The organism is Escherichia albertii NBRC 107761 = DSM 17582, from assembly GCF_000759775.1.
In the GTDB taxonomy this organism is placed as follows: domain Bacteria; phylum Pseudomonadota; class Gammaproteobacteria; order Enterobacterales; family Enterobacteriaceae; genus Escherichia; species Escherichia albertii.
The window spans coordinates 1-18,804 of the sequence record NZ_BBMY01000026.1 but is presented as its reverse complement, the minus strand read 5'-3'; the positions used below and the strand labels follow the sequence as shown (position 1 = coordinate 18,804).

The 18,804-nt window shown below is 37.9% G+C and carries 20 protein-coding genes and 5 pseudogenes; 20 read left to right on the top strand and 5 right to left on the bottom strand.

The genetic code is table 11. The features are described from left to right. Positions 1-142 precede the first annotated feature (142 nt). Complete coding sequence (locus EA14781_RS07005) at positions 143-931, bottom strand: AraC family transcriptional regulator (RefSeq protein ID WP_000906856.1); 789 nt, start codon at positions 929-931, stop codon at positions 143-145. A 305-nt stretch (positions 932-1,236) separates the two neighbouring features. On the opposite strand from EA14781_RS07005, the gene EA14781_RS26055 reads away from it, so the two are divergent. The 17 genes from EA14781_RS26055 to EA14781_RS06925 all read left to right on the top strand — a co-directional run bounded on the left by EA14781_RS26055 (position 1,237) and on the right by EA14781_RS06925 (position 15,169). Further along, complete coding sequence (locus EA14781_RS26055) at positions 1,237-1,434, top strand: ANR family transcriptional regulator (protein WP_123058242.1); 198 nt, start codon at positions 1,237-1,239, stop codon at positions 1,432-1,434. A gap of 88 nt (positions 1,435-1,522) precedes the next feature. After that, positions 1,523-2,032: a type IV pilus modification PilV family protein gene (locus tag EA14781_RS07000; protein ID WP_129560742.1), complete on the top strand. Its 510-nt coding sequence runs from the start codon at positions 1,523-1,525 to the stop codon at positions 2,030-2,032. Next, positions 1,974-2,564, top strand: coding sequence for a hypothetical protein (locus EA14781_RS06995; RefSeq protein ID WP_002460897.1), 591 nt, complete (start codon positions 1,974-1,976; stop codon positions 2,562-2,564). The genes EA14781_RS07000 and EA14781_RS06995 overlap by 59 nt, the downstream gene beginning before the upstream one ends. After that, positions 2,561-2,983, top strand: a complete 423-nt coding sequence (locus EA14781_RS25180; RefSeq protein WP_001041494.1) for a hypothetical protein — start codon at positions 2,561-2,563, stop codon at positions 2,981-2,983. Before EA14781_RS06995 ends, EA14781_RS25180 begins: the two co-directional genes overlap by 4 nt. Before the next feature lie 4 nt (positions 2,984-2,987). Beyond that, positions 2,988-3,446, top strand: coding sequence for a hypothetical protein (locus tag EA14781_RS06985; RefSeq protein ID WP_000965488.1), 459 nt, complete (start codon positions 2,988-2,990; stop codon positions 3,444-3,446). Positions 3,447-3,947: 501 nt separating this feature from the next. Beyond that, on the top strand, positions 3,948-4,544 hold the full coding sequence (locus tag EA14781_RS06980; RefSeq protein WP_000550485.1) for a type 4 pilus major pilin: 597 nt from the start codon (positions 3,948-3,950) through the stop codon (positions 4,542-4,544). A gap of 54 nt (positions 4,545-4,598) precedes the next feature. Then, a complete protein-coding gene (locus tag EA14781_RS25970) occupies positions 4,599-4,997 on the top strand; it encodes a TcpQ domain-containing protein (RefSeq protein WP_274541326.1) in 399 nt (132 codons plus the stop codon). A 6-nt stretch (positions 4,998-5,003) separates the two neighbouring features. Next, on the top strand, positions 5,004-6,641 hold the full coding sequence (locus tag EA14781_RS06970; protein WP_001252694.1) for a secretin GspD/PilQ domain-containing protein: 1,638 nt from the start codon (positions 5,004-5,006) through the stop codon (positions 6,639-6,641). After that, on the top strand, positions 6,638-7,864 hold the full coding sequence (locus EA14781_RS06965; protein ID WP_000134689.1) for a type 4b pilus protein PilO2: 1,227 nt from the start codon (positions 6,638-6,640) through the stop codon (positions 7,862-7,864). Before EA14781_RS06970 ends, EA14781_RS06965 begins: the two co-directional genes overlap by 4 nt. Further along, the gene (locus tag EA14781_RS06960; RefSeq protein WP_000248231.1) at positions 7,839-8,327 is read left to right on the top strand and encodes a hypothetical protein; all 489 of its coding nucleotides are present in this window, start codon (positions 7,839-7,841) and stop codon (positions 8,325-8,327) included. Before EA14781_RS06965 ends, EA14781_RS06960 begins: the two co-directional genes overlap by 26 nt. 3 nt (positions 8,328-8,330) lie before the next feature. Next, positions 8,331-9,926, top strand: a complete 1,596-nt coding sequence (locus EA14781_RS06955; RefSeq protein WP_000550607.1) for a GspE/PulE family protein — start codon at positions 8,331-8,333, stop codon at positions 9,924-9,926. A gap of 6 nt (positions 9,927-9,932) precedes the next feature. Next, a complete protein-coding gene (locus tag EA14781_RS06950; protein ID WP_000517006.1) occupies positions 9,933-11,009 on the top strand; it encodes a type II secretion system F family protein in 1,077 nt (358 codons plus the stop codon). Between the two features lie 11 nt (positions 11,010-11,020). After that, positions 11,021-11,977: an ATPase, T2SS/T4P/T4SS family gene (locus EA14781_RS06945; protein ID WP_000377351.1), complete on the top strand. Its 957-nt coding sequence runs from the start codon at positions 11,021-11,023 to the stop codon at positions 11,975-11,977. 2 nt (positions 11,978-11,979) lie between these two features. Beyond that, positions 11,980-12,741: a prepilin peptidase gene (locus tag EA14781_RS22865; RefSeq protein WP_000569540.1), complete on the top strand. Its 762-nt coding sequence runs from the start codon at positions 11,980-11,982 to the stop codon at positions 12,739-12,741. After that, positions 12,720-13,151, top strand: coding sequence for a lytic transglycosylase domain-containing protein (locus EA14781_RS06940; RefSeq protein WP_000903813.1), 432 nt, complete (start codon positions 12,720-12,722; stop codon positions 13,149-13,151). Before EA14781_RS22865 ends, EA14781_RS06940 begins: the two co-directional genes overlap by 22 nt. A 428-nt stretch (positions 13,152-13,579) precedes the next feature. Next, on the top strand, positions 13,580-13,819 hold the full coding sequence (locus EA14781_RS25175; RefSeq protein WP_000877929.1) for a hypothetical protein: 240 nt from the start codon (positions 13,580-13,582) through the stop codon (positions 13,817-13,819). A gap of 729 nt (positions 13,820-14,548) precedes the next feature. Beyond that, entirely contained in the window at positions 14,549-15,169 is a 621-nt protein-coding gene (locus tag EA14781_RS06925; RefSeq protein ID WP_002460910.1) for a prepilin-type N-terminal cleavage/methylation domain-containing protein, read from the top strand. Between the two features lie 297 nt (positions 15,170-15,466). Here the strand turns inward: EA14781_RS06925 and EA14781_RS26150 are convergent. Beyond that, a pseudogene (locus tag EA14781_RS26150) lies at positions 15,467-15,877 on the bottom strand (Tn3 family transposase); the annotation flags it as partial. 125 nt (positions 15,878-16,002) lie between these two features. Between EA14781_RS26150 and EA14781_RS06915 the strand changes: the two are divergent. Further along, positions 16,003-16,194, top strand: a pseudogene (locus tag EA14781_RS06915) (IS91 family transposase); the annotation flags it as partial. A 181-nt stretch (positions 16,195-16,375) separates the two neighbouring features. Here EA14781_RS06915 and EA14781_RS06910 read toward each other — a convergent pair. Continuing rightward, positions 16,376-16,657: pseudogene (locus EA14781_RS06910) on the bottom strand (IS481 family transposase); the annotation flags it as partial. Positions 16,658-17,177: 520 nt separating this feature from the next. Between EA14781_RS06910 and EA14781_RS25380 the strand changes: the two are divergent. Both EA14781_RS25380 and EA14781_RS06900 read left to right on the top strand, forming a co-directional pair. Beyond that, a pseudogene (locus tag EA14781_RS25380) lies at positions 17,178-17,252 on the top strand (serine/threonine protein kinase); the annotation flags it as partial. A gap of 162 nt (positions 17,253-17,414) precedes the next feature. Then, positions 17,415-18,155, top strand: coding sequence for a tyrosine-type recombinase/integrase (locus EA14781_RS06900; protein ID WP_001066936.1), 741 nt, complete (start codon positions 17,415-17,417; stop codon positions 18,153-18,155). Between the two features lie 242 nt (positions 18,156-18,397). On the opposite strand, the pseudogene EA14781_RS06895 reads toward EA14781_RS06900, so the two are convergent. Both EA14781_RS06895 and EA14781_RS06890 read right to left on the bottom strand, forming a co-directional pair. Beyond that, positions 18,398-18,535 (bottom strand): annotated as a pseudogene (locus EA14781_RS06895) (protein RepA); the annotation flags it as partial. 9 nt (positions 18,536-18,544) lie between these two features. Beyond that, on the bottom strand, positions 18,545-18,804 hold a 260-nt coding region (locus tag EA14781_RS06890), incomplete at its 5' end, for an integrase core domain-containing protein (protein ID WP_042335475.1).

The following is an 18,804-nucleotide window of genomic DNA, read 5'->3' as shown; positions in this document are numbered from 1 at the left end:
TATTAGCTATTCCGCTTGTGACGGAATGAATATGAAGGTAACTTCTTATCCCTCCCGATAACGGGAGGGAATCTCAGATTTTCATTTCGTTATCAGATTGGAAAGGACGCTTAGTTTGCACAGAAGAAAAACCTAATCGATATTATCCTCTGAAGTAAGAAACGAATTGTTTTGGAGTAACACCAAAATGTTTATTAAACAATCTAATAAAATATGAAGTACTAGATATCCCCACCATGTTTGATATTTGTGCTATTTGATATGAGTTTTCAAGAATAAGTGTTGCAGCTCTGGTCATTCGTGCTTGAACCAGTATTTGATTGAACGATATATTCTCAATTTCGAGTCTTTTTCTGATGGTTATTTCTGATACATTGAACTCATCGGCTAGAATATTCAGTTTCCATTTTTTCGACAAGTCCTTTTCAATGGCGCTTCTAATTTTATCCGAAAAAAAAGTAACAGATGAAATATAAATCGACTCGACGATTTTTCTCCTGCGTTGCTGTTTTGAAATAAAATAAAGCAATTCAGGAACAATGTTTAAACTGAAGTCTTTCTTTTGAATTTCTTCAAATAATTCTCTGGAAGAGTTGTCTTCATCACAAATTAATACTTTGCTTTCACTGGTTCTTTCATGTGCTTCTGGCGAGAGGCCATAAATGTTAACCATTACATTTTTCAGACAGAAAAGAATATCTTCATGTAGCCGAATGACAAAATATGGTTTCTGAACTATGTCTATTTTCTTTATCCTGACAGACAAGTTAACCCCTCTTTCTAAAAAGACAAATTTATAGCGATCGCAAAAAAAAGTTTTTCCCGAGATGTCAATATCCATAATGCAGTTTGATGTATACAATATTGTGTACTTATGGACTCTGACGTTATTTATCTTTATCTGATCGGATTCCAAATGTGGTATCAACATATATATATCCTGAGTCATGCCGATGAATCAGCTTTTTATAAAATTGGGCAGCCTACAAGAAAGTGTTTTTTGAGAACGATCTTGCTCTATTCTATATAAACATAAGCAAATAGTGATAATTGTATCACAGAGGTATGGTGCAACATTATAACACAAGCAAGTGATATATTTTTAGTATTTTTAAGCTGTGCAGATAAATTCATTTATTTATCTTTTTTTTGCATTTTGTTATTGTACAGTATGTCTTACACTAGGAGCTTTAGTAAAGGTTTGGTTTATCTAAATCAAAAGACATATACAACAATATGAGACACAGAAAAAATATGAAGTTTTACCATGTTGCTAAGAAAGCATCGAAATTTGAGAGGATAATGAACTACAACGCAGCTGCTGAATGCTGGAAGGAAGCAGCGCGTCTTTGCTGTCTCAGGGATAATATTGAGTGGTGTGTTAACAGGTCAATGTTTTGTGAGACTTTATCCACAAAGTCGAAAACAGTTTAAATTCTGGTGTTCTATTGGCAATAGAGCGATTGTAATGCTATCTATATAAGAAGTGAAAGACTTTTTATTTTAACAACCGAGGTTGTCAGTGAATGAGAAAGGATTTTCTTTAATTGAAAGTGTGATAGTAATAATGCTTTCAACTGTCATTGTTATGGGAATACAAGTTAGCATAGGTAACATCATTAGTAGTACAGTGCAAAACTATACAGCAGCAACAATAACCAATCTTCTTAACGAAATATCCCAGAAAATACAGAATAAATGTGCTCAGAAAGCAGTAGGAGATTGTAAAGAGATAATTAGCATTGAAAAATACAACAATGACAAGTTTAAAATAACAATAGATAAAATCTCTGATGGAAATAATAAATATGAAATACTTGCAATTTATCAGAGGAGTGAGAATGAGAACGGTTTAATTGAACCGTTTGTTAAGAGAACAGCGTCTATCTATGGATATCCCTCTGGTAATAATATAGTCTCTGTCCTGGGGGAGTGGACGGTGCCATTAAGCAAATATGAGCTTTTAAAAAAAGATGAATCGAAAGGAAAAGCAGCATATCATTTCTATAAAAAAGTATTACTCTCAGATTAATGAACTGGGTCTTTCTCTGATAGAAGTGTCTCTGGCGAGTACGCTGTTATCCAGCGCAATGCTTTTTATGTGGCAAACATCAAAAACAGAAAATGAAATATATTTATCACGAGAGCGCTCTACTATTATTTGTCAGTATCTGAATGCATTTGATTCTTATTTATCGAAAAACAAGCCGAACACGAAACAAGAAGTTGAATTAGATGCTTTGAAGGAATATTTGCCAGGTGAATATAAAACTTCAATGTTAGCCAAAAACATAAAGATTTATACAACGGATAAAGGTGATGGGTTACTTCTTTTGACAAAGGATAACAAACCAAAAGAATCGGGTGCAGGAGTAAGTTTTCTAGGTTTCAGAACAGCACAAATAAAAGGCAATTATGTATATTCCTATAATAGTCGTATAAAAATTAAATTAGATGAATTTCCTGTTCTTTCGGGCAAAGAACAAATTGAAGTTATGGCGATAATACCAAAAGAAACCTCTTATGTTAAGAGATGCTTAATTGATACCGGAGGAATGGAATGAATAAACAAAACGGAATTGGCATTGTTGAGGTTTGTGTAGTTTTAATTTCGTCATTATTTTTTATATATATATCTTCATATATATTACATTTAAGCAAAACATTTAATGCTGCAAGAGATGTGGCAAATGAACTGCGCTTAATGAGAGAGCAGATAGAAATATACAATAACATCAAGGGAAAGCAGGGGTATAAGATCTATGAGAGTACTAGTGGTTATTATTTAATAATGGGAGAAGGAGAAAAAAAAATTGATGAAATCCTTATGATATGCATGTTGGTAAAAGATTCATGTGGGTATGTTATTGGTAATAAAATGAAATATGTTTCTTTTCTTCGTGCTGGTGTGTCTCTCGCGGATATCGGGATTTCGTTGCCGGCCTCAGGTACTGTCAACGCAGCTCTCTTGTTCAGGATATAGTTAAATGCTTTATTTTTGGGTTGGATTATTTACACTTATGATATCCATAATTAACTACTCTGTGCATATGGATGCGTTTTTATATATGCAAAAACAAAAGAAAATCGCAGATGAGCAAGCTATTCTGGAGGATGTTTTAACATCATCTGAATATATCGGGAAGATTATTACTGAACACAAAGGCAAATGTTCAGACATTAATACGACGTGCACTGAATTATTGCAAAATCGGCTGGAGAATGACGGTTACACAGTTAATAATAACGTTATGCATTGTCGCCATAATGGCAAAATAATAACCTATTATAATTATAAACCAAATAATAAACTTTACGATTCTGTGCTTAGTTTATATGAAAAACATGGAGTGCAGGATTTGAAAACTATAGATCATGCGACTTCCAGTTATTGCAAGCTCTCTTCTGAAGGAGTTTATATACAAAAGGAATATAAAGATAATTAATCATGACACACATGTAGTAATTTTTGGGTTTTTGATGTCATTTTTTCTTCGTCCATTGATGAATGGGAGGGGGGGGGCAATACGCTGACAGGAATGAGATAAAAATATGTTAAGTTTGTTCATCTGTTAGTTGTATAACTTATTTGTGTTTATAACCTGTAAGTTATCCTGCGTTCTGTGTAAATTATTATTTCTGACAGTCTTTCCGTAAGTATTGCCCACAGAGAGAATTCGAATGAGAGGGCGTATACCTTTAACTGCATGTTCAGCACTGATAAGATGGCGGCAAACTAATAAATTATCAAGTCAATTAAGAATGACGTATATAAGAAATCCTGCACAAATGTGTCGAACAGAGTTGACTGGTGGATATAAAAATAACATTTTACCTCTCTTGTGTGTTTTTTTTTTTTTTTTTGATAACATAGTTGTATCGCTAGGCGTGTATTATTTATTTCGTTATTTATTTCGTTTAATCTAAACAATCAGGAGTTCTGGGTTATGCACCTAAATTTTAAGCATATGAGAATCAACAATAAAAAAGAAGAAAAAGGGTTATCGTTGATTGAATCAGCAATGGTTTTGGCTCTGGCAGCTACAGTTACTGCCGGTGTTATGTTTTACTATCAGTCAGCATCAGACTCAAATAAAACACAATCAGCTATTTCTGAAGTAATGAGTGCAACTTCAGCAATTAATGGCCTATATATTGGGCAAAGTAGTTATCTCGGATTGACTGCAGACGTTCTTAAAAATTCCTCTGCGATACCTGATAATTACAAGAAGGGAACTGGTATTTCAAATCCATTTGGTGGTGATTTAAATGTGGGGCCGGCTAATAATAGTAATACGGCTTTTGGGTATTATATTGAGCTTACCAAGCTACCAAAATCAGCTTGTATTAGCCTTGCAACTTTAAATTTAGGTACATCAGCTGCCGGATATGGTATTGGCCTTGACAACGTTGGTAATACAAATGGCTTTACTGACGCTTGGGGAAGTAAAAAGAAAAAAACCGCTATTACTCCATCAGAAGCCGCAGGTAGTGATGGCTGTGCTGATGGCAATGAAAACAAAGTAGCTTATTTTATGAAATAAAAAAATCCACCTTTCATCTTATTACAAGATGGAAGGTGGATGAGAGGATATATAGTGCATAATAAACTAAAATATGGTCTGTTGATATTTTCTTTATTCGCTATAACTTGTAATGTGCAGGCGTATCAGACATTGACTCCTCATAATTCATCTCAAGACGGCATGTTGAAGTCAGAACAGGTTAAGAGCGGTTTGAAGAACAACTGGAGTGTAAAAAAAGGCCAAACTCTGTATGGTATACTATCTGACTGGGCAGTATCTAATGGCTGGGAAGTGGTATGGGAAGCAAAAAGTAATTATGTAATTAATGCTTCTGCCGAATTCAAAAACATGAACATTGATGATGCTATTAAAAACCTTTTGGTTTCAATGGGAAATGTTCAGCCTAAGGTTTTTGTTCACATTTTTGATGGTAATAGAGTTATTTTAGTTAAATCAGATTCTGGAATATAATTTTTTATGCGGCGTATCGGATTATATCTCATGCTACCGGCGCTAACGGCGTGTTCAGGTACAGACATCTATAATAAGAGTTTGAAAGATGTTAATCAGATTCTGGATGATTCAGCATTACAGATGAAAAAATCCAGAAATATTTCTCTTTTTAAAAATACAGATCTTGTTAATAGAAATAAAGGTATATATCTCGGTCATAAAGAAGTACAGACTTTTCATGGCGACCCTTTACCTGGAAGGTTTGAATCTTCAAATGGTGTGACTCTCAGAACAAATATTCCTATGGGGTTGGATAATATTATCGCTCTTATTCAGGATGCGACGAAAATTCCTGTAGAAAAGAATTTCAAACGTTCGAATGTGGGTACCGCGACGAACGCAAATGTTATCTCTGATAATCTTAACAAAGCTACAGGAGATACAGCTGAGCGCTCAGGGACAAATATTCTGAATTTGATCGTGAATTCATCTACAGGAAATATGCAGATGGATATTGATTATACAGGTCCTTTATCCGCATTTTTGGATAAAATTGCATTGAACTATGATTTGTTCTGGACTTATGAACATGGTCGTCTTGTTTTTTCGACAGAAGAAACGAAAAGTTTCAGTATTAGTGTATTACCCAGTGTCTACACAACAAAAAATACGATCAGTTCTGATAGTTCCGGTTCCGGTTCCGGTTCCGGTTCCGGAAGCAGTAGCTCCAGTAGCGACTCACAATTGGATGTAAGTGTATCTCTTGATGTCTGGAAAGATATTGAAGAATCAATCAAATTGATTCTTGGTGATGAAGGTACATATACACTTTCTACCAGTACATCATCTGTAATCGTTCGAACTTCTGCGCAGAATATGAAGCGCGTTAGTGAGTATATTCAAAAGCTGAATAAACAATTAGAACGTCAGGTTACTATTGATGTTGCTGTATACTCTGTATCTACATCTGATGTAAGCAATCTGTCAATGTCTCTGCAGGCATTGTTAACCAGAAATGGTGGAGTTCTGGGTTCTATTACGTCGAATTTCCCTGCTGCAAGTGGAACCCCGACAATAACTGGATTCCTGAACGGAAATGGTAATTCAAACAATCAGGTATTACTAAACCTGTTGGCCACTTCAGGTAAGGTAAGCGTTGTTACATCTGCTGCGGTGACAACAATGTCCGGTCAACCTGTACCTTTAAAAGTTGGTAATGACAGAACGTATGTTTCTCAGATTGGAACAGTAATGGGACAAACATCGACGACTTCCAGTGCGTCAACGTCATCTGTAACTACGGGTTTTCTGATGAACCTGTTACCATCAGTTGGTGAAGATGGAAATATTCTGTTGCAATATGGGATCACTATTTCCTCTCTTGTAGGAAGTAATGATGGTTTTGATCAGGCTACAGTTAATGGAACAATAATTCAGCTACCAAACGTGGATTCAACGACATTTGTTCAGTCAAGCCTTCTTAAGAATGGCAATACCTTGATTCTGGCTGGCTATGAGCAGAAACGCAATGAAGTCTCGGATTCTGGATTAGGAAAACCAGGCTTTAAATTACTGGGTGGTTCACGAAATGGTAAAGACAGTCGAGAGATAAAAATTATTTCCATCACCCCAAGAATTATTGACGTTAAGGCCGGGCAATGACAGAGGGAAAGACGAATATACCGGGAACAGTAGACATTGATGGTAATGTCTATGCTGTAAATTTATTATGGGGGGATTCTTTCTCTGGTAGTGAAGCATCTCTTGAGCTGAAAAAAAACATGGCTCTCGTTAATACTAATTTATACGTAGAGTTAATAAACAATGGCGTTAAACAGTTTGCTCTTGCAGATAAATCATTAGGACATAAAAGAGGCATGATTTCTCTTGCCTCTGCTATTGGATTTGATGGGCAGTCATATTGTTTATTCTTACCCACAGATGACAATATCTGGGTTGTTTTAGGTGTTAATAAATCAGGACTGGTTCTTTTCGATAAGGCCTTTCCGATAAAGGAAGAAGCAAGAAACTACTTTGTTAATTTTGTTGCGTATCATTCTGACTGGGATCAGATCTACAGTGATGCAGATTCTGGTTTAGGGGAGGCTGTTGAACTTGGCAGCCTGATAAATCAGAAGGGAATTAAAATAAAAGAAACGGGATTAAGTAGTTTAATTCCTGTGTTAATGATAGGTTTATGTGTTACTATCATATTCTTTCTACTTTACACAGGTATTTCATGGTATCTTGAATATAAAGAAAGTGAAATAACTGTTAACGAGGTGCCTGTACTGGAGAAAAAGCTGGAATCTCTGGATACTCCATGGTCTGGAGTGAGTAAACCATTATCTCTGATGTTAAGCTGTATGAATGCTGTTACGGAAAAACGGGTTGCCGCTGCTTCTGTACCTGGATGGATGCCAGAATCAGTTGCGATCTGCAATGAGGGAAATATTTCCTATACAGTCAAGAGAAACGATGGTCTTAGTTTGTGGCTATCATTTGCTAATGAATTTTTTTCCGCACATGAATATCCTGACATCAGCAATATATCAAAAGATGAGGCTGTATTCTCATGGAGGTTACATACTGAAAAGTATCCTGTAGAAAAAATGAAAGATGGTATGTTGTTGAATGTTAATGATATAAAGAAATATATTGAAGATTCATTTGAAGAAAGCTTCTTTCCTGTGGATATTGGGCAACCCGTAATATCTGGTGACAGAGGTGATATTTATAGTGTTAACTTTAAGATCAATTTGTCTAATCCATTACTTATAATTCCTATACTAAAACAGATCAGTAGTCTGATTATTTCAAAAATTGAATATGATCATGTATCTGGAGAGTGGAAAATTGATGGTAAATTCTGGGGGAGTATGTAACACCATGCTAAAATATTTTGTCATCTCATTGTTTATTTTCTCTAATGTTTCTTTTGCAAACGAAGCAACAGCATCATTGCATACAGAAGTAAATAAAGAAGAACAGAAAAAAAATGATATTCTCAATGAGATAAATATAGAAAAATATAAAGATGAACTAATGGAATACCAGAGACTTCAACGTGAAAATCTCATGTTGAAACTAAGAATTGAGAACAGAACGTTAGAAAAGTCTCTGGGAGTAAACTCTTTCATACCAGAAGGTGTGAAATTAGTTGCAATTATGTCTTCTGGCGCAGGTAGCTTAAGAGCAAAAATCTATGAGAATGGGCTTAAGAATGTAAATGAAGGTGATGTTTTATCTGAAAAATATAAAGTAATAAAAATCAATAAAGATAATATAAAAATACAGGATCTTTCCTCCATGGAGGAAGATACAGTTTTCCTCTTATCAAAAGGATAAGTTATGCATTTACCTGTACCTGCTTCGCCATCAGATCTGGAGAGATTCAGACGTAATGTAACAAGGATTGTTACATCCAAAGGTGGTGATATTGAACTCACAGATGAGCAAAGGAAACATTTTCTAATATTTTCAAATGGAGATTTTCTTGTTTCCTCAGAGTTTTCGCGTACGAGAACATTACATATGCTATATGAGGTTTCGTTGCGAAAAGGGATTTCAAATATAAGAATATTTGAAATCAGTCTGAAAGATATCAGGTTATTGTATGAGCAATCAGCAAAAGTAGAAACAAAGCAACAACGAGATTTAATGCCAATTGAACAAGTTGTATCTAATCTTATCTCTGAATGTTGTGAACTGAATATCAGCGATCTACATATAAAGGTATATGATTTGGAAGCTGATATTCATATTCGCAAAGATGGAGATATGCAATTATTACGGCAGATAGAAGCCGAACTTGCTCATTCAATACTGGCATCTTTATATAATAATGCCTCTGATGCTGATGCTACTTATAAAATAAATATGTATCAGGCTGCAAGGATTGTTGCGTCCAAAACAAGATTTTACATGCCTGAAAAAATACAGGCTATACGTCTACAATTTAACCCCCTTGGTCAAGGGGGAAGATATATGATCGCCCGATTCTTATATGCGGAGAAAATGAGCGATAAGAAAACAATAGATCCCGTTAATATAGGATTTCATTCTGTACACGCAAAATCTTTTGCCCGGATGAGGCGATTACCAATAGGTATAAATATAGTTTCTGGACCGACTGGTTCTGGGAAATCCACAACACTGAAAAATCTGTTAGAACTTCTTTATGTTGAAAGAAGACAAAAAGTAAATATAATTAGTATCGAAGATCCTCCAGAATATGAAATTGAAGGAACTGCACAACTTCCTGTTACTAATGTTGAGACTGAACAACAGAGGGGTGAAGAATACCGTAAAGCTATAACAGCAGCATTGCGATCTGATCCTGATATTATTATGCCTGGTGAAGCGAGGGATGCAGAAGTCATTAATCTTTTATTCACTGCAGCGATGACCGGACACCAGGTGTGGACTTCATTGCATGCAAATAATGCGATTGCAATTTTTGATCGTCTTAAAGATCAAGGTGTGGATAATTTTAAGTTGACTGACCCTGAGTTAATAACAGGTCTGATTGCCCAGCGCCTTGTAAAAAAGCTATGTTCAGAATGTAGTTTATCGCTTGTCGACTATCTTGAGTCTGGCGGAATTCTTTCCGAAGATGAAAAAATAGTTATTGAAGGATATGGAGATAAAGTCAGGTTTGCCAACACCCGCGGGTGTTCTTCATGTAAATCAGGATATAAAGGAAGAACAATTATTGCTGAAGTGATTGAGCCGGACAGCTATCTGTTAAAACTTATCGCGGAAGGTAAACGTCAGGAGGCTATTTCATACTGGCTTAACGATCTGAAAGGTTTATCCATGAAAGAACATGCCTGGATAAAAGTATTGTATGGTGATATCACGGCTGCAGACGCAATGGACCGAATAGCTGGAATGACTGATATAACTCAGGAAAGGAAAAGGTTTTTATTTTCTCTTGGTAGGTAATATGAAATGGGAAAATTGGCACAAATAGAACAATCTTTTACAAAGATACAATTTAATTCCAAAACCAGGATGAGAATTTTTTCAAAATTGTCTCGCTATTTAGGTAATGGTGTTCCTGTATCCTTTGCACTGGGTGAATTGTACAAGTTTTCTACTGATGATGGGAAAAAGAAAAAAACTACTGAGGCAATAGTCCTTTTGACATGGTTAAATGCAATAAGAAATGGTACCAGCCTGGCTGATGCGATGAAAGGATGGGTACCTGCAGATGAACTTTCGATTATTTCTGCGGGGGAAATATCAGGTAATTTAAGCAAATCTTTTGACGACATCATTTATATAAATGACACAAAGAAAAAGGTTAAAAGTGCACTGGCTGGCATCATTTACCCTGTAGTCCTGGTTCTTACAACTTGCCTCTACCTATATATTTTCGGTACACAAGTTGTTCCTGCATTCGCAGGTATTTTACCTGTTGAGGAATGGCAAGGCGCTGGTAAGATGATGTATTACCTTGCTGTTTTTGTACAAAATTATCTGTTGGCAATTATGGTATTATCTGTCTTTATAATACTGGCCGTGATTATATCGATGCCATACTGGAGAGGAAAGATAAGAAAACACTTTGACTCTTTTCCTCCGTGGTCAATATATAAAACAGTTTTTGGGTGTGGTTTTCTGTTATCCCTTTCTGCATTAATGCAATCAGGCGTACCAGCACCAGAAGCCATACGTATAATAATGCGTACAGCCAATCCATGGTATAAGGAACGCCTGTCGGCGATTAGATTCAGATTGTTAAATGGCGATATTAATCTGGGTGAGGCTCTTTATTCAACACAATATATGTTTCCTTCAAAGCAAATGATTATGGACTTGCGCTCTTATGCTGCTCTCGGTGGATTTGATGACATACTGCATAAATTATCAGTACAATGGCAGGATGACAGTGTTGAGTTTATACACAATCAGATGTCTATATTTAAAAATGTTGCTATTGTTGTCATGGGGATCATATTCATGTGGATTGTCTCAGGTATGTTCGCATTGCAACAGCAGATCAGTGATGCAGCACAATTTTAAAAGGTATTATTATGGATAGTATTAATAAGTTAACTTTCGCAGACCTTCTGTTAACTGAAGAAAAATCAGTATTTCGCTATCTTGAAGGGCAGAATAATCCTATTGTTAATGTCGACAGTTATTATGATGATGAAATAAAACAAATAAAAAGCAACATTAAAGTGCTCAGTCAATCTAAAGGAAAGGAGTTTTTCTACTCTCATTTTGGAACTCCATATCGTGTTACCGTAATTAATACAGTTGGTGGAACTGGTTATTTTTTAAGAAAACTAAAGATACCTGTACCAGCACTTGATCAGCTTGGTTTCTCTGCTGGCGTTCTGTCAACACTCAAATCACTGGGTAAAATGAAGGGGCTTATCCTGGTCGGTGGCGCTACGGGATCAGGTAAATCAACAACGATATACTCTTTATTAACTGAATTTTTAACACAATATGGTGATATTCTGATTTCTATTGAGGACCCACCAGAACTACCAGCACAAGGAAGTTACGGCGCTGACGCGAAAGGTATCTGGTATCAACTGGATGCAAGAGATGTCGGTGGCTATGAGCAAGCGATGATTTCAGCGATGCGTTATAATCCAAGATACATTTTCTTGGGTGAGATTCGTAGTCCAAAAACAGCAAAAGAAGCAATTCGTGCTGCTGTGAATGGACATCTGGTTGTATCGACCATTCATGGTAGTTCTGTACAGGGCTCTCTCTATGCTCTACAGCAAATTGCATCAGCTGAAGGAGAGATGGACCTGGTACGTAGCATTATTGCTGATGGTTTATTGTGTGTTATACATCAGGAGTTGCACTTTATCGATAATGGTAAGAGAAAACTTACATGCAATATTTTGTGCAATGATGGGACACCATCAATACCTTCTAAGATAAGAAGTGGTAAGCTCGAATTGTTAAACAACGAAATTGAAACACAGAAAATTCTTCTGTCCAGAGGAAACAGCTTAGTTAAATAGATATGATTGAACATATTCCACAATGGATGATGCTGTTTTTTGTTTTTTTCTATGCATCAGTTATTACAAGCTTTCTTTGTCTTGCTGTAGATCGACTACCACATCAACTTAAGTGGAGGGAAGAGTCAGATGAAAATCTAACGATTTACAGTCCTCCTTCTCATTGCAATGAATGTAATACAAAGATCAGATGGTGGGGACTGATTCCCATTATCGGATATCTTCTTTGCAAGGGAAAATGTTTAAACTGTAATGTAAAGATACCGATAGTCTATCCACTATCAGAGCTATGTTGTTCATTAACTTGTGTGATTATTTTCTGGAAAATACAAGATTTTCAGACATCACTAATTTTATGCAGTATATTTCTATGCTTGTTTTTTCTTAGTTTTATCGATATTCGTGAGCAATGGTTGCCAGCTTGTGTAACCATTCCACTATTCTGGTCAGGGCTTGTCTTTTCTTATTTTGCTGAACCAGAATCAAAGATTCTTGGTGCCTGTACAGGATTTTTTATCATGTATCTGTCAATGAAAATTGTAAGTCATATGAAAAAAGATGACGTAGTGGCAGGTGGTGATATTGCTCTATCCTGCGCTGCAGGTGCATGGTTGGGAGTTGATGAGGTAATGATTTTCTTGCTAACCTCATCAGTTATATTTTTATTATATTCGATTCCCTATCGATTTAAGGGGACTGTTTTTGTTCCAATGGGGCCTGCTTTATCTGCTGGATTTTTCATATGCTTATTGCGAGTGATATAAATAACTTACATACCTGTTTTGTTAACGCTACTATTGCAAATAGTCTGAAACCAGAGTTACTTGCGGCAGTTATTTCAGTTGAAGGAGGTAGGCCGGGCGCTGTCTCCGTAAATAAAAATGGAACTCATGATTTAGGAATCATGCAGATCAATACTGGTGCATGGTTACCACTTATCAGTAAAACTTTTTTTAATAACCAACATGATAAAGCGTATAATGCCCTAAAAGATAATGGGTGTTTCAATTTATATATAGGTTCATGGATACTTGCGCATTCTATACGAAAAGAGAAGGGGGATGTTTGGGAAGGTGTCGGTAGATATCATTCTGCAACGCCAAAATATAAGTACAGATATATAGAAAAAGTAAAGAAAGTTTATAATAAACATTCTTTAAAAATGGGATCATAAAAACATCTAAGCAGAGGTTATTTTGGCGTCGAAAAGTGCTAAAAAAGAACAATGTGAGTTAACTATCAAATCTATCGAAAAAGCTTATATTAAGCGAGCCCATCTTTTGGGAGGGCTTTTTGTTAAACATTGTCCACCAGATACATTTTCTTGTAATGTCATAAATATTCTTGATATCGAGAATATGATTCGTACATTTGAACAAATCATTTCTATCAATAATGAAATACTTAAACTTACTCATGATTACAATATAATTGCATCTAAATCATGCTTTGATAATTTTGAGATCTTAACTATTAATACAATATAGCAATGTAACTAGCTTTGAGAATCACAAACTCGAATTGGCTTTTCACGTCCTTATGGAAAATTTGCCATGTTTTTTTATCCTTTCCTTGCAAGGATAAACCACATAGAGCATAAAGATGAAATATACAAAGAAATTAGTTGCATTGCACAAAGATTTAAGTCTGATTGAATCGGCAATGGTTTTAGCTATAAGTGCCACTATTACTTCAGGTATTTTGTATTACTACAATCATGCAAAAGAAAATCACGAACCGGCGGTACCGGACGAAGAAGTTTTCCTTGAGGTATTTCACCATCCGTTCCACCTTACCTTTGGTTCTGGCCCTTCGTGGATAAAGACTTGGACGGATTCGTAATCGCTGGATTCGGTCATTCTGTCTCCCTTGTATATGAGTTAACCTGATAACCTCGGGGAGCAGGTACCGGCATCCACGTTACAGACGGTCCCGGCAAAAGTGCCACCTGACCCCTATTAGCGGTTACCAGCGCCCCCCGGATCATGGACGACTGGGGGCAGTAATCATGCCGAGTCTGGCTGGCTAACACCCCATTATAAGGGGTACGAATAAAGTAACGGGGGTATAAAAAACAGCCTGTTACGGTATAAAAATCGATCACGCGAAGAGAGAAACATACCAGGGTGACATGAAAACCGAAGAGTTGCATATGGCATAAGGCGCGGACTGAGGTATCGCTTAGTTTTTCAATTTCCTGTACGTTAACAAACAGTAAATTGATAAATTTATATCCTTTTCATGGAAGGATATATCGCATAATAGGTTAGGTTAGGTTAGGTTAGGTTAGGTTAGGTTAGGTTAGGTTAGGTTAGGTTAGGTTAGGTTAGGTTAGGTTAGGTTAGGTTAGGTTAGGTTAGGTTAGGTTAGGTTAGGTTAGGTTAGGTTAGGTTAGGTTAGGTTAGGTTAGGTTAGGTTAGGTTAGGTTAGGTTAGGTTAGGTTAGGTTAGGTTAGGTTAGGTTAGGTTAGGTTAGGTTAGGTTAGGTTAGGTTAGGTTAGGTTAGGTTAGGTTAGGTTAGGTTAGGTTAGGTTAGGTTAGGTTAGGTTAGGTTAGGTTAGGTTAGCCGCAAATGAAATATAAAAATCTCACCGTATCACAAAAAGGTTTAAGTCTGATTGAATCGGCAATGGTCCTGGCTATCAGTGCGGTCGTTGTTTCTGGTGTTTTGTACTATTATAATCAAGCCCAGGAAAACCGAAAATTAGAAGAAGGGATTAAACAAATACAAACAATAGCAGCATCAGTAAATAAACTTTATACCAACAGCACTGCATCCTTAAAAGGGATTAGCTCTAATCCGGATAATGATAAAGTAGTTGAGGCGATTTCTGCTATTTCTGGCATTCCGACAATGATAGGACCAGGAAATGCAAAGATGTTTACCACCCCATCAGGACAATGGGTTCAATTTTGGGTAAATGATAAAAGTTCTGTGAGTAACACATATTCTCTTGAGACGCAAGTCCAAAGCGTCTCCTCATGCATATCATATGCAACATTAAACATGGGTACAATAATGGCGGGAAAAACTAAAATTCTTATAGACAGTAAAGAATATGGGAGTGATAGCACCTCCAGCAACACTACCAATTTCTCCTTGTCGCCATCAATCGCATCAAATGCATGTGAAGAAGCTGGAAAAAATAAAAACGGTAATAACATAAAGATAAGATACACATTCAGATATTAAAACAAGACATTACACATCTAACTGGCTTCCCCTTGATACCAGACTGCAAGAGTATCCCAAAATAAAAGATAAATCTGTGTACACAGTTAACAATGAAAACGGGTTTAACTGTGTGTACATTTTTATCAATAGAATTAGATCACCGTCTAAAAAACTTATTTAACTTATTTTTTAATTTGTTTGTTAAGCTTGGCAAATATGCTGAATTTTTAGTTGTGGCGTATGAATTATTATAACGTTCTGTTTCGAAGTATTTTCTGATAATTTGCCATAATAGCTCCACCAGTGCCAATAACTAAATTGATTTCCATTTACTGATGCTATTGCTCTTCTTAGTTGATGATAAGCTTCACCTCTGTTCAGTGCTTGTTGCACAAATTGCCTTAAGGTTTTATTGTCAGCATAATCTAGGACATATATGCATTTTATAACTCGGTCATACTCCCGAAGAGCTGCTAATGTCTTGTTGCTACGCTCTGTATTAGATAACTTCTTAACAACCGTACTTTGAATGGTTGTTTTTCTGCTTAAAGAACAAATAATATGTTGGATGTTTTCTCATTCATGTTCAATGAGCTTAAAGTTAAATTGTTTTTTTAGTTTTATAATGAGTTTATCACTCTCCAGTATAACATCAAATAATTCATTAAATATTTTCTTAAATTTTGCATAACGTGGTGAAAACTGATAACCAAAAATGTCGAGTAGGCAGCCTGGCGGCTGCGGCTTGTCATGGTCTGAGATTACCGTTATAAAAACAGGCAATATCATTGTCTTTCAGGTGGTTATATGGCCCGTTCAGCCAAACCCCGTAAACGAAAACCTTCCCCACAACGAAGCAAGTGAGAAAAACGGCGATGCAAATCAGGTGGAGAGGGATGTATCAGCGGTTACTGAAGATTGACCCGCTGAAATGCATCCTGTGCGGAAGTCAGATGCGGTTTACGGGGCTGAAGCGGGGATACTGTCTGGCAGAGCTGGTTATGATGCATGAGCCGCTGGCCCGAATGCAGTGTTGCGGCTGAGAGCCGCAGAGGGGGAGTTGCGTCCATTTTACGGGGAACGGAGCAAAAAACCACCATTCATACCCTTTATCAATCAGTGTTATCCTGTTTAATAGTCGTTTCCGTTCATATGGTGCATAAGGAGTGTTGAAGAAATATCCGTTTTGTGGTGTTTTTTAATCTTTTGGGGGTTTTAATTCCTATTGATGAACGTCTGCTGATAAATACGCCCGACACCTTTCTGGTTGCCTACATAGAACGTGTCCTGCGACCCCAGATATCCCGGATGAGCCGTTTCGATTTCGCCACAGGCCTCGTCATCACTGGCTTTACGCTCCAGTGCTGCGATCTGGCTGTCAGTTAGCTCAATGCCATCACGGGCGACTTTTTCTTCCAGTGCTTTCAGTCGTTTTTTGAAATTCTCAAGGTTATGGCGTAACCAGACAGAAAGGACACCACTGCCGGAGATAAAAGCGCCCTGTTTTGGATTATTGTCCATGCGAAGCATAGTTGGAATAGCGCTCTCCTTCGTTGACAAACTGATGATGTTGGACTCACTCTAAATAAAAGTGGCACTTCCCCAACTTAACTAAAGACAGGAAATCGCCTATTCGCAAACAGCTGTTAATAGATGTTAGCCAGATAACGGTCTTTCCTTCTCAGCATATTGATGCTCCTTCTAATGTTTCGTACATAAGAATTTTAGTATTTTTCTCGAAATGAAAATCTATCATAATTAATACGTAAATTAATTTCTTCAATTGCAGATCAAGACATTAATGACTGGCAGTAACAAATCATATTACGCTTCATTAAAAATGACAGGGTTACAGGAGAAAGCAGGCCAGAATTCACGTGGTGCACCTTCCGTTTTCATCTCTTTTTCTCTGTGTTCTCAGTCCTGGCATTACCCCAATTCTCCCAATTCTCCCAATTCTCCCAATTCTCCCAATTCTCCCAATTCTCCCAATTCTCCCAATTCTCCCAATTCTCCCAATTCTCCCAATTCTCCCAATTCTCCCAAAAACGGTAAACCAGCCCTCAGCCCGTACCATGACTGGCTTAAGACGGGATCCTAACGGCAAAATGCGCCTTTATGTATTTGGTTTTACCCGCAATAATGCGTGATAATCAAACAAAAGGATCCGCGCGCTGCGATTTATTGTCGTGGAAGGATCCGGGCGTTCAGGTCAGAATACCTGTATCCATAAACAGTGCGTGTGCTACGTGAAAAATAACTCATGAACAATGTCATTCCCCTGCAGAATTCACCAGAACGCGTCTCCCTGTTACCCATTGCGCCGGGGGTGGATTTTGCAACAGCGCTCTCCCTGAGAAGAATGGCCACTTCCACGGGGGCCACACCGGCCTACCTGCTGGCCCCGGAAGTGAGTGCCCTTCTCTTCTATATGCCGGATCAGCGTCACCATATGCTGTTCGCCACCCTCTGGAATACCGGAATGCGTATTGGCGAAGCCCGGATGCTGACGCCGGAATCATTTGATCTGGATGGTGTAAGACCGTTTGTGCGGATCCTGTCCGAAAAAGTGCGTGCGCGACGCGGACGCCCGCCAAAAGATGAGGTCCGCCTGGTTCCGCTGACAGATATAAGCTATGTCAGGCAGATGGAAAGCTGGATGATCACCACCCGGCCCCGTCGTCGTGAACCATTATGGGCCGTGACCGACGAAACCATGCGCAACTGGCTGAAGCAGGCTGCCAGACGGGCCGAAGCTGACGGGGTACACTTTTCGATTCCGGTCACACCACACACCTTCCGGCACAGCTATATCATGCACATGCTTTATCACCGCCAGCCCCGGAAAGTCATTCAGGCACTGGCTGGTCACAGGGATCCACGTTCTATGGAGATTTATACCAGAGTTTTTGCGCTGGATATGGCTGCCACGCTGGCAGTGCCTTTCACAGGTGACGGGCGCGATGCTGCAGAGATCCTGCGTACACTGCCTCCCCTGAAGTGACAGCATACGCTCTTCCTTATATAAGCGGAGGTAAGCAGAACAGGTATAACATAAGCTATAGCAGGTAGATAAACTGTAGTGAGTAAGCCGTGTTTTATGTAAGGAACAGGCAGATGGCAGCTCAGCCACAGACAGTGCAGCAGGAAACTGAATATAAACTACAGTGAGCACATCACTCACTGCACCTGTTAATATAAACTGTAGTCAGTAAAGAGTCTCTCTTATCTGACTACAGTTTCTGTTCAGCGGGATTTGAAGAGTTTTTCCAGGTCATCCAGCGTGATGCCCAGTTTTTCAAGCAGGGCAAGCTTCTCCGCCATCTCCGGACTGATTTTTTCCGCAGGTGAAGGTGGCAACTGATTTTCCTTACTCTCATCATTCTGTAGTGGTCAAGTAATACTGGCCACGGTTTTACAGTAAAAATGGTACCTGTTCTCGGACTCTTCCGGAGTCAACCCACCGTTATAATGGTGAGGTCTGATACTGTTGTAGTAGTTCAATATGTAATCATTAATTTGCTGCCGGGCCTCGTCCTTGTCGACGTAACCATTCGCTGGCACCCATTCTGTTTTCAGACTGCGGAAGAAGCGTTCCATTGGGCTATTATCCCAGCAGTTTCCCCGCCGACTGACACTTTGCTTTATGTCAC

Coding starts and splice junctions, on each gene's coding strand:
- EA14781_RS06940 (WP_000903813.1), top strand. CDS start 12,720: ATGCTTATTGCGAGTGATATAAATAACTTACATACCTGTTTTGTTAAC.
- EA14781_RS06955 (WP_000550607.1), top strand. CDS start 8,331: ATGCATTTACCTGTACCTGCTTCGCCATCAGATCTGGAGAGATTCAGA.
- EA14781_RS26055 (WP_123058242.1), top strand. CDS start 1,237: ATGAGACACAGAAAAAATATGAAGTTTTACCATGTTGCTAAGAAAGCA.
- EA14781_RS06945 (WP_000377351.1), top strand. CDS start 11,021: ATGGATAGTATTAATAAGTTAACTTTCGCAGACCTTCTGTTAACTGAA.
- EA14781_RS07005 (WP_000906856.1), bottom strand. CDS start 931: ATGTTGATACCACATTTGGAATCCGATCAGATAAAGATAAATAACGTC.
- EA14781_RS25180 (WP_001041494.1), top strand. CDS start 2,561: ATGAATAAACAAAACGGAATTGGCATTGTTGAGGTTTGTGTAGTTTTA.
- EA14781_RS06985 (WP_000965488.1), top strand. CDS start 2,988: ATGCTTTATTTTTGGGTTGGATTATTTACACTTATGATATCCATAATT.
- EA14781_RS06965 (WP_000134689.1), top strand. CDS start 6,638: ATGACAGAGGGAAAGACGAATATACCGGGAACAGTAGACATTGATGGT.
- EA14781_RS06950 (WP_000517006.1), top strand. CDS start 9,933: ATGGGAAAATTGGCACAAATAGAACAATCTTTTACAAAGATACAATTT.
- EA14781_RS25175 (WP_000877929.1), top strand. CDS start 13,580: ATGAAATATACAAAGAAATTAGTTGCATTGCACAAAGATTTAAGTCTG.
- EA14781_RS06900 (WP_001066936.1), top strand. CDS start 17,415: ATGAACAATGTCATTCCCCTGCAGAATTCACCAGAACGCGTCTCCCTG.
- EA14781_RS06925 (WP_002460910.1), top strand. CDS start 14,549: ATGAAATATAAAAATCTCACCGTATCACAAAAAGGTTTAAGTCTGATT.
- EA14781_RS06960 (WP_000248231.1), top strand. CDS start 7,839: ATGGTAAATTCTGGGGGAGTATGTAACACCATGCTAAAATATTTTGTC.
- EA14781_RS06970 (WP_001252694.1), top strand. CDS start 5,004: ATGCGGCGTATCGGATTATATCTCATGCTACCGGCGCTAACGGCGTGT.
- EA14781_RS06980 (WP_000550485.1), top strand. CDS start 3,948: ATGCACCTAAATTTTAAGCATATGAGAATCAACAATAAAAAAGAAGAA.
- EA14781_RS06995 (WP_002460897.1), top strand. CDS start 1,974: ATGAATCGAAAGGAAAAGCAGCATATCATTTCTATAAAAAAGTATTAC.
- EA14781_RS22865 (WP_000569540.1), top strand. CDS start 11,980: ATGATTGAACATATTCCACAATGGATGATGCTGTTTTTTGTTTTTTTC.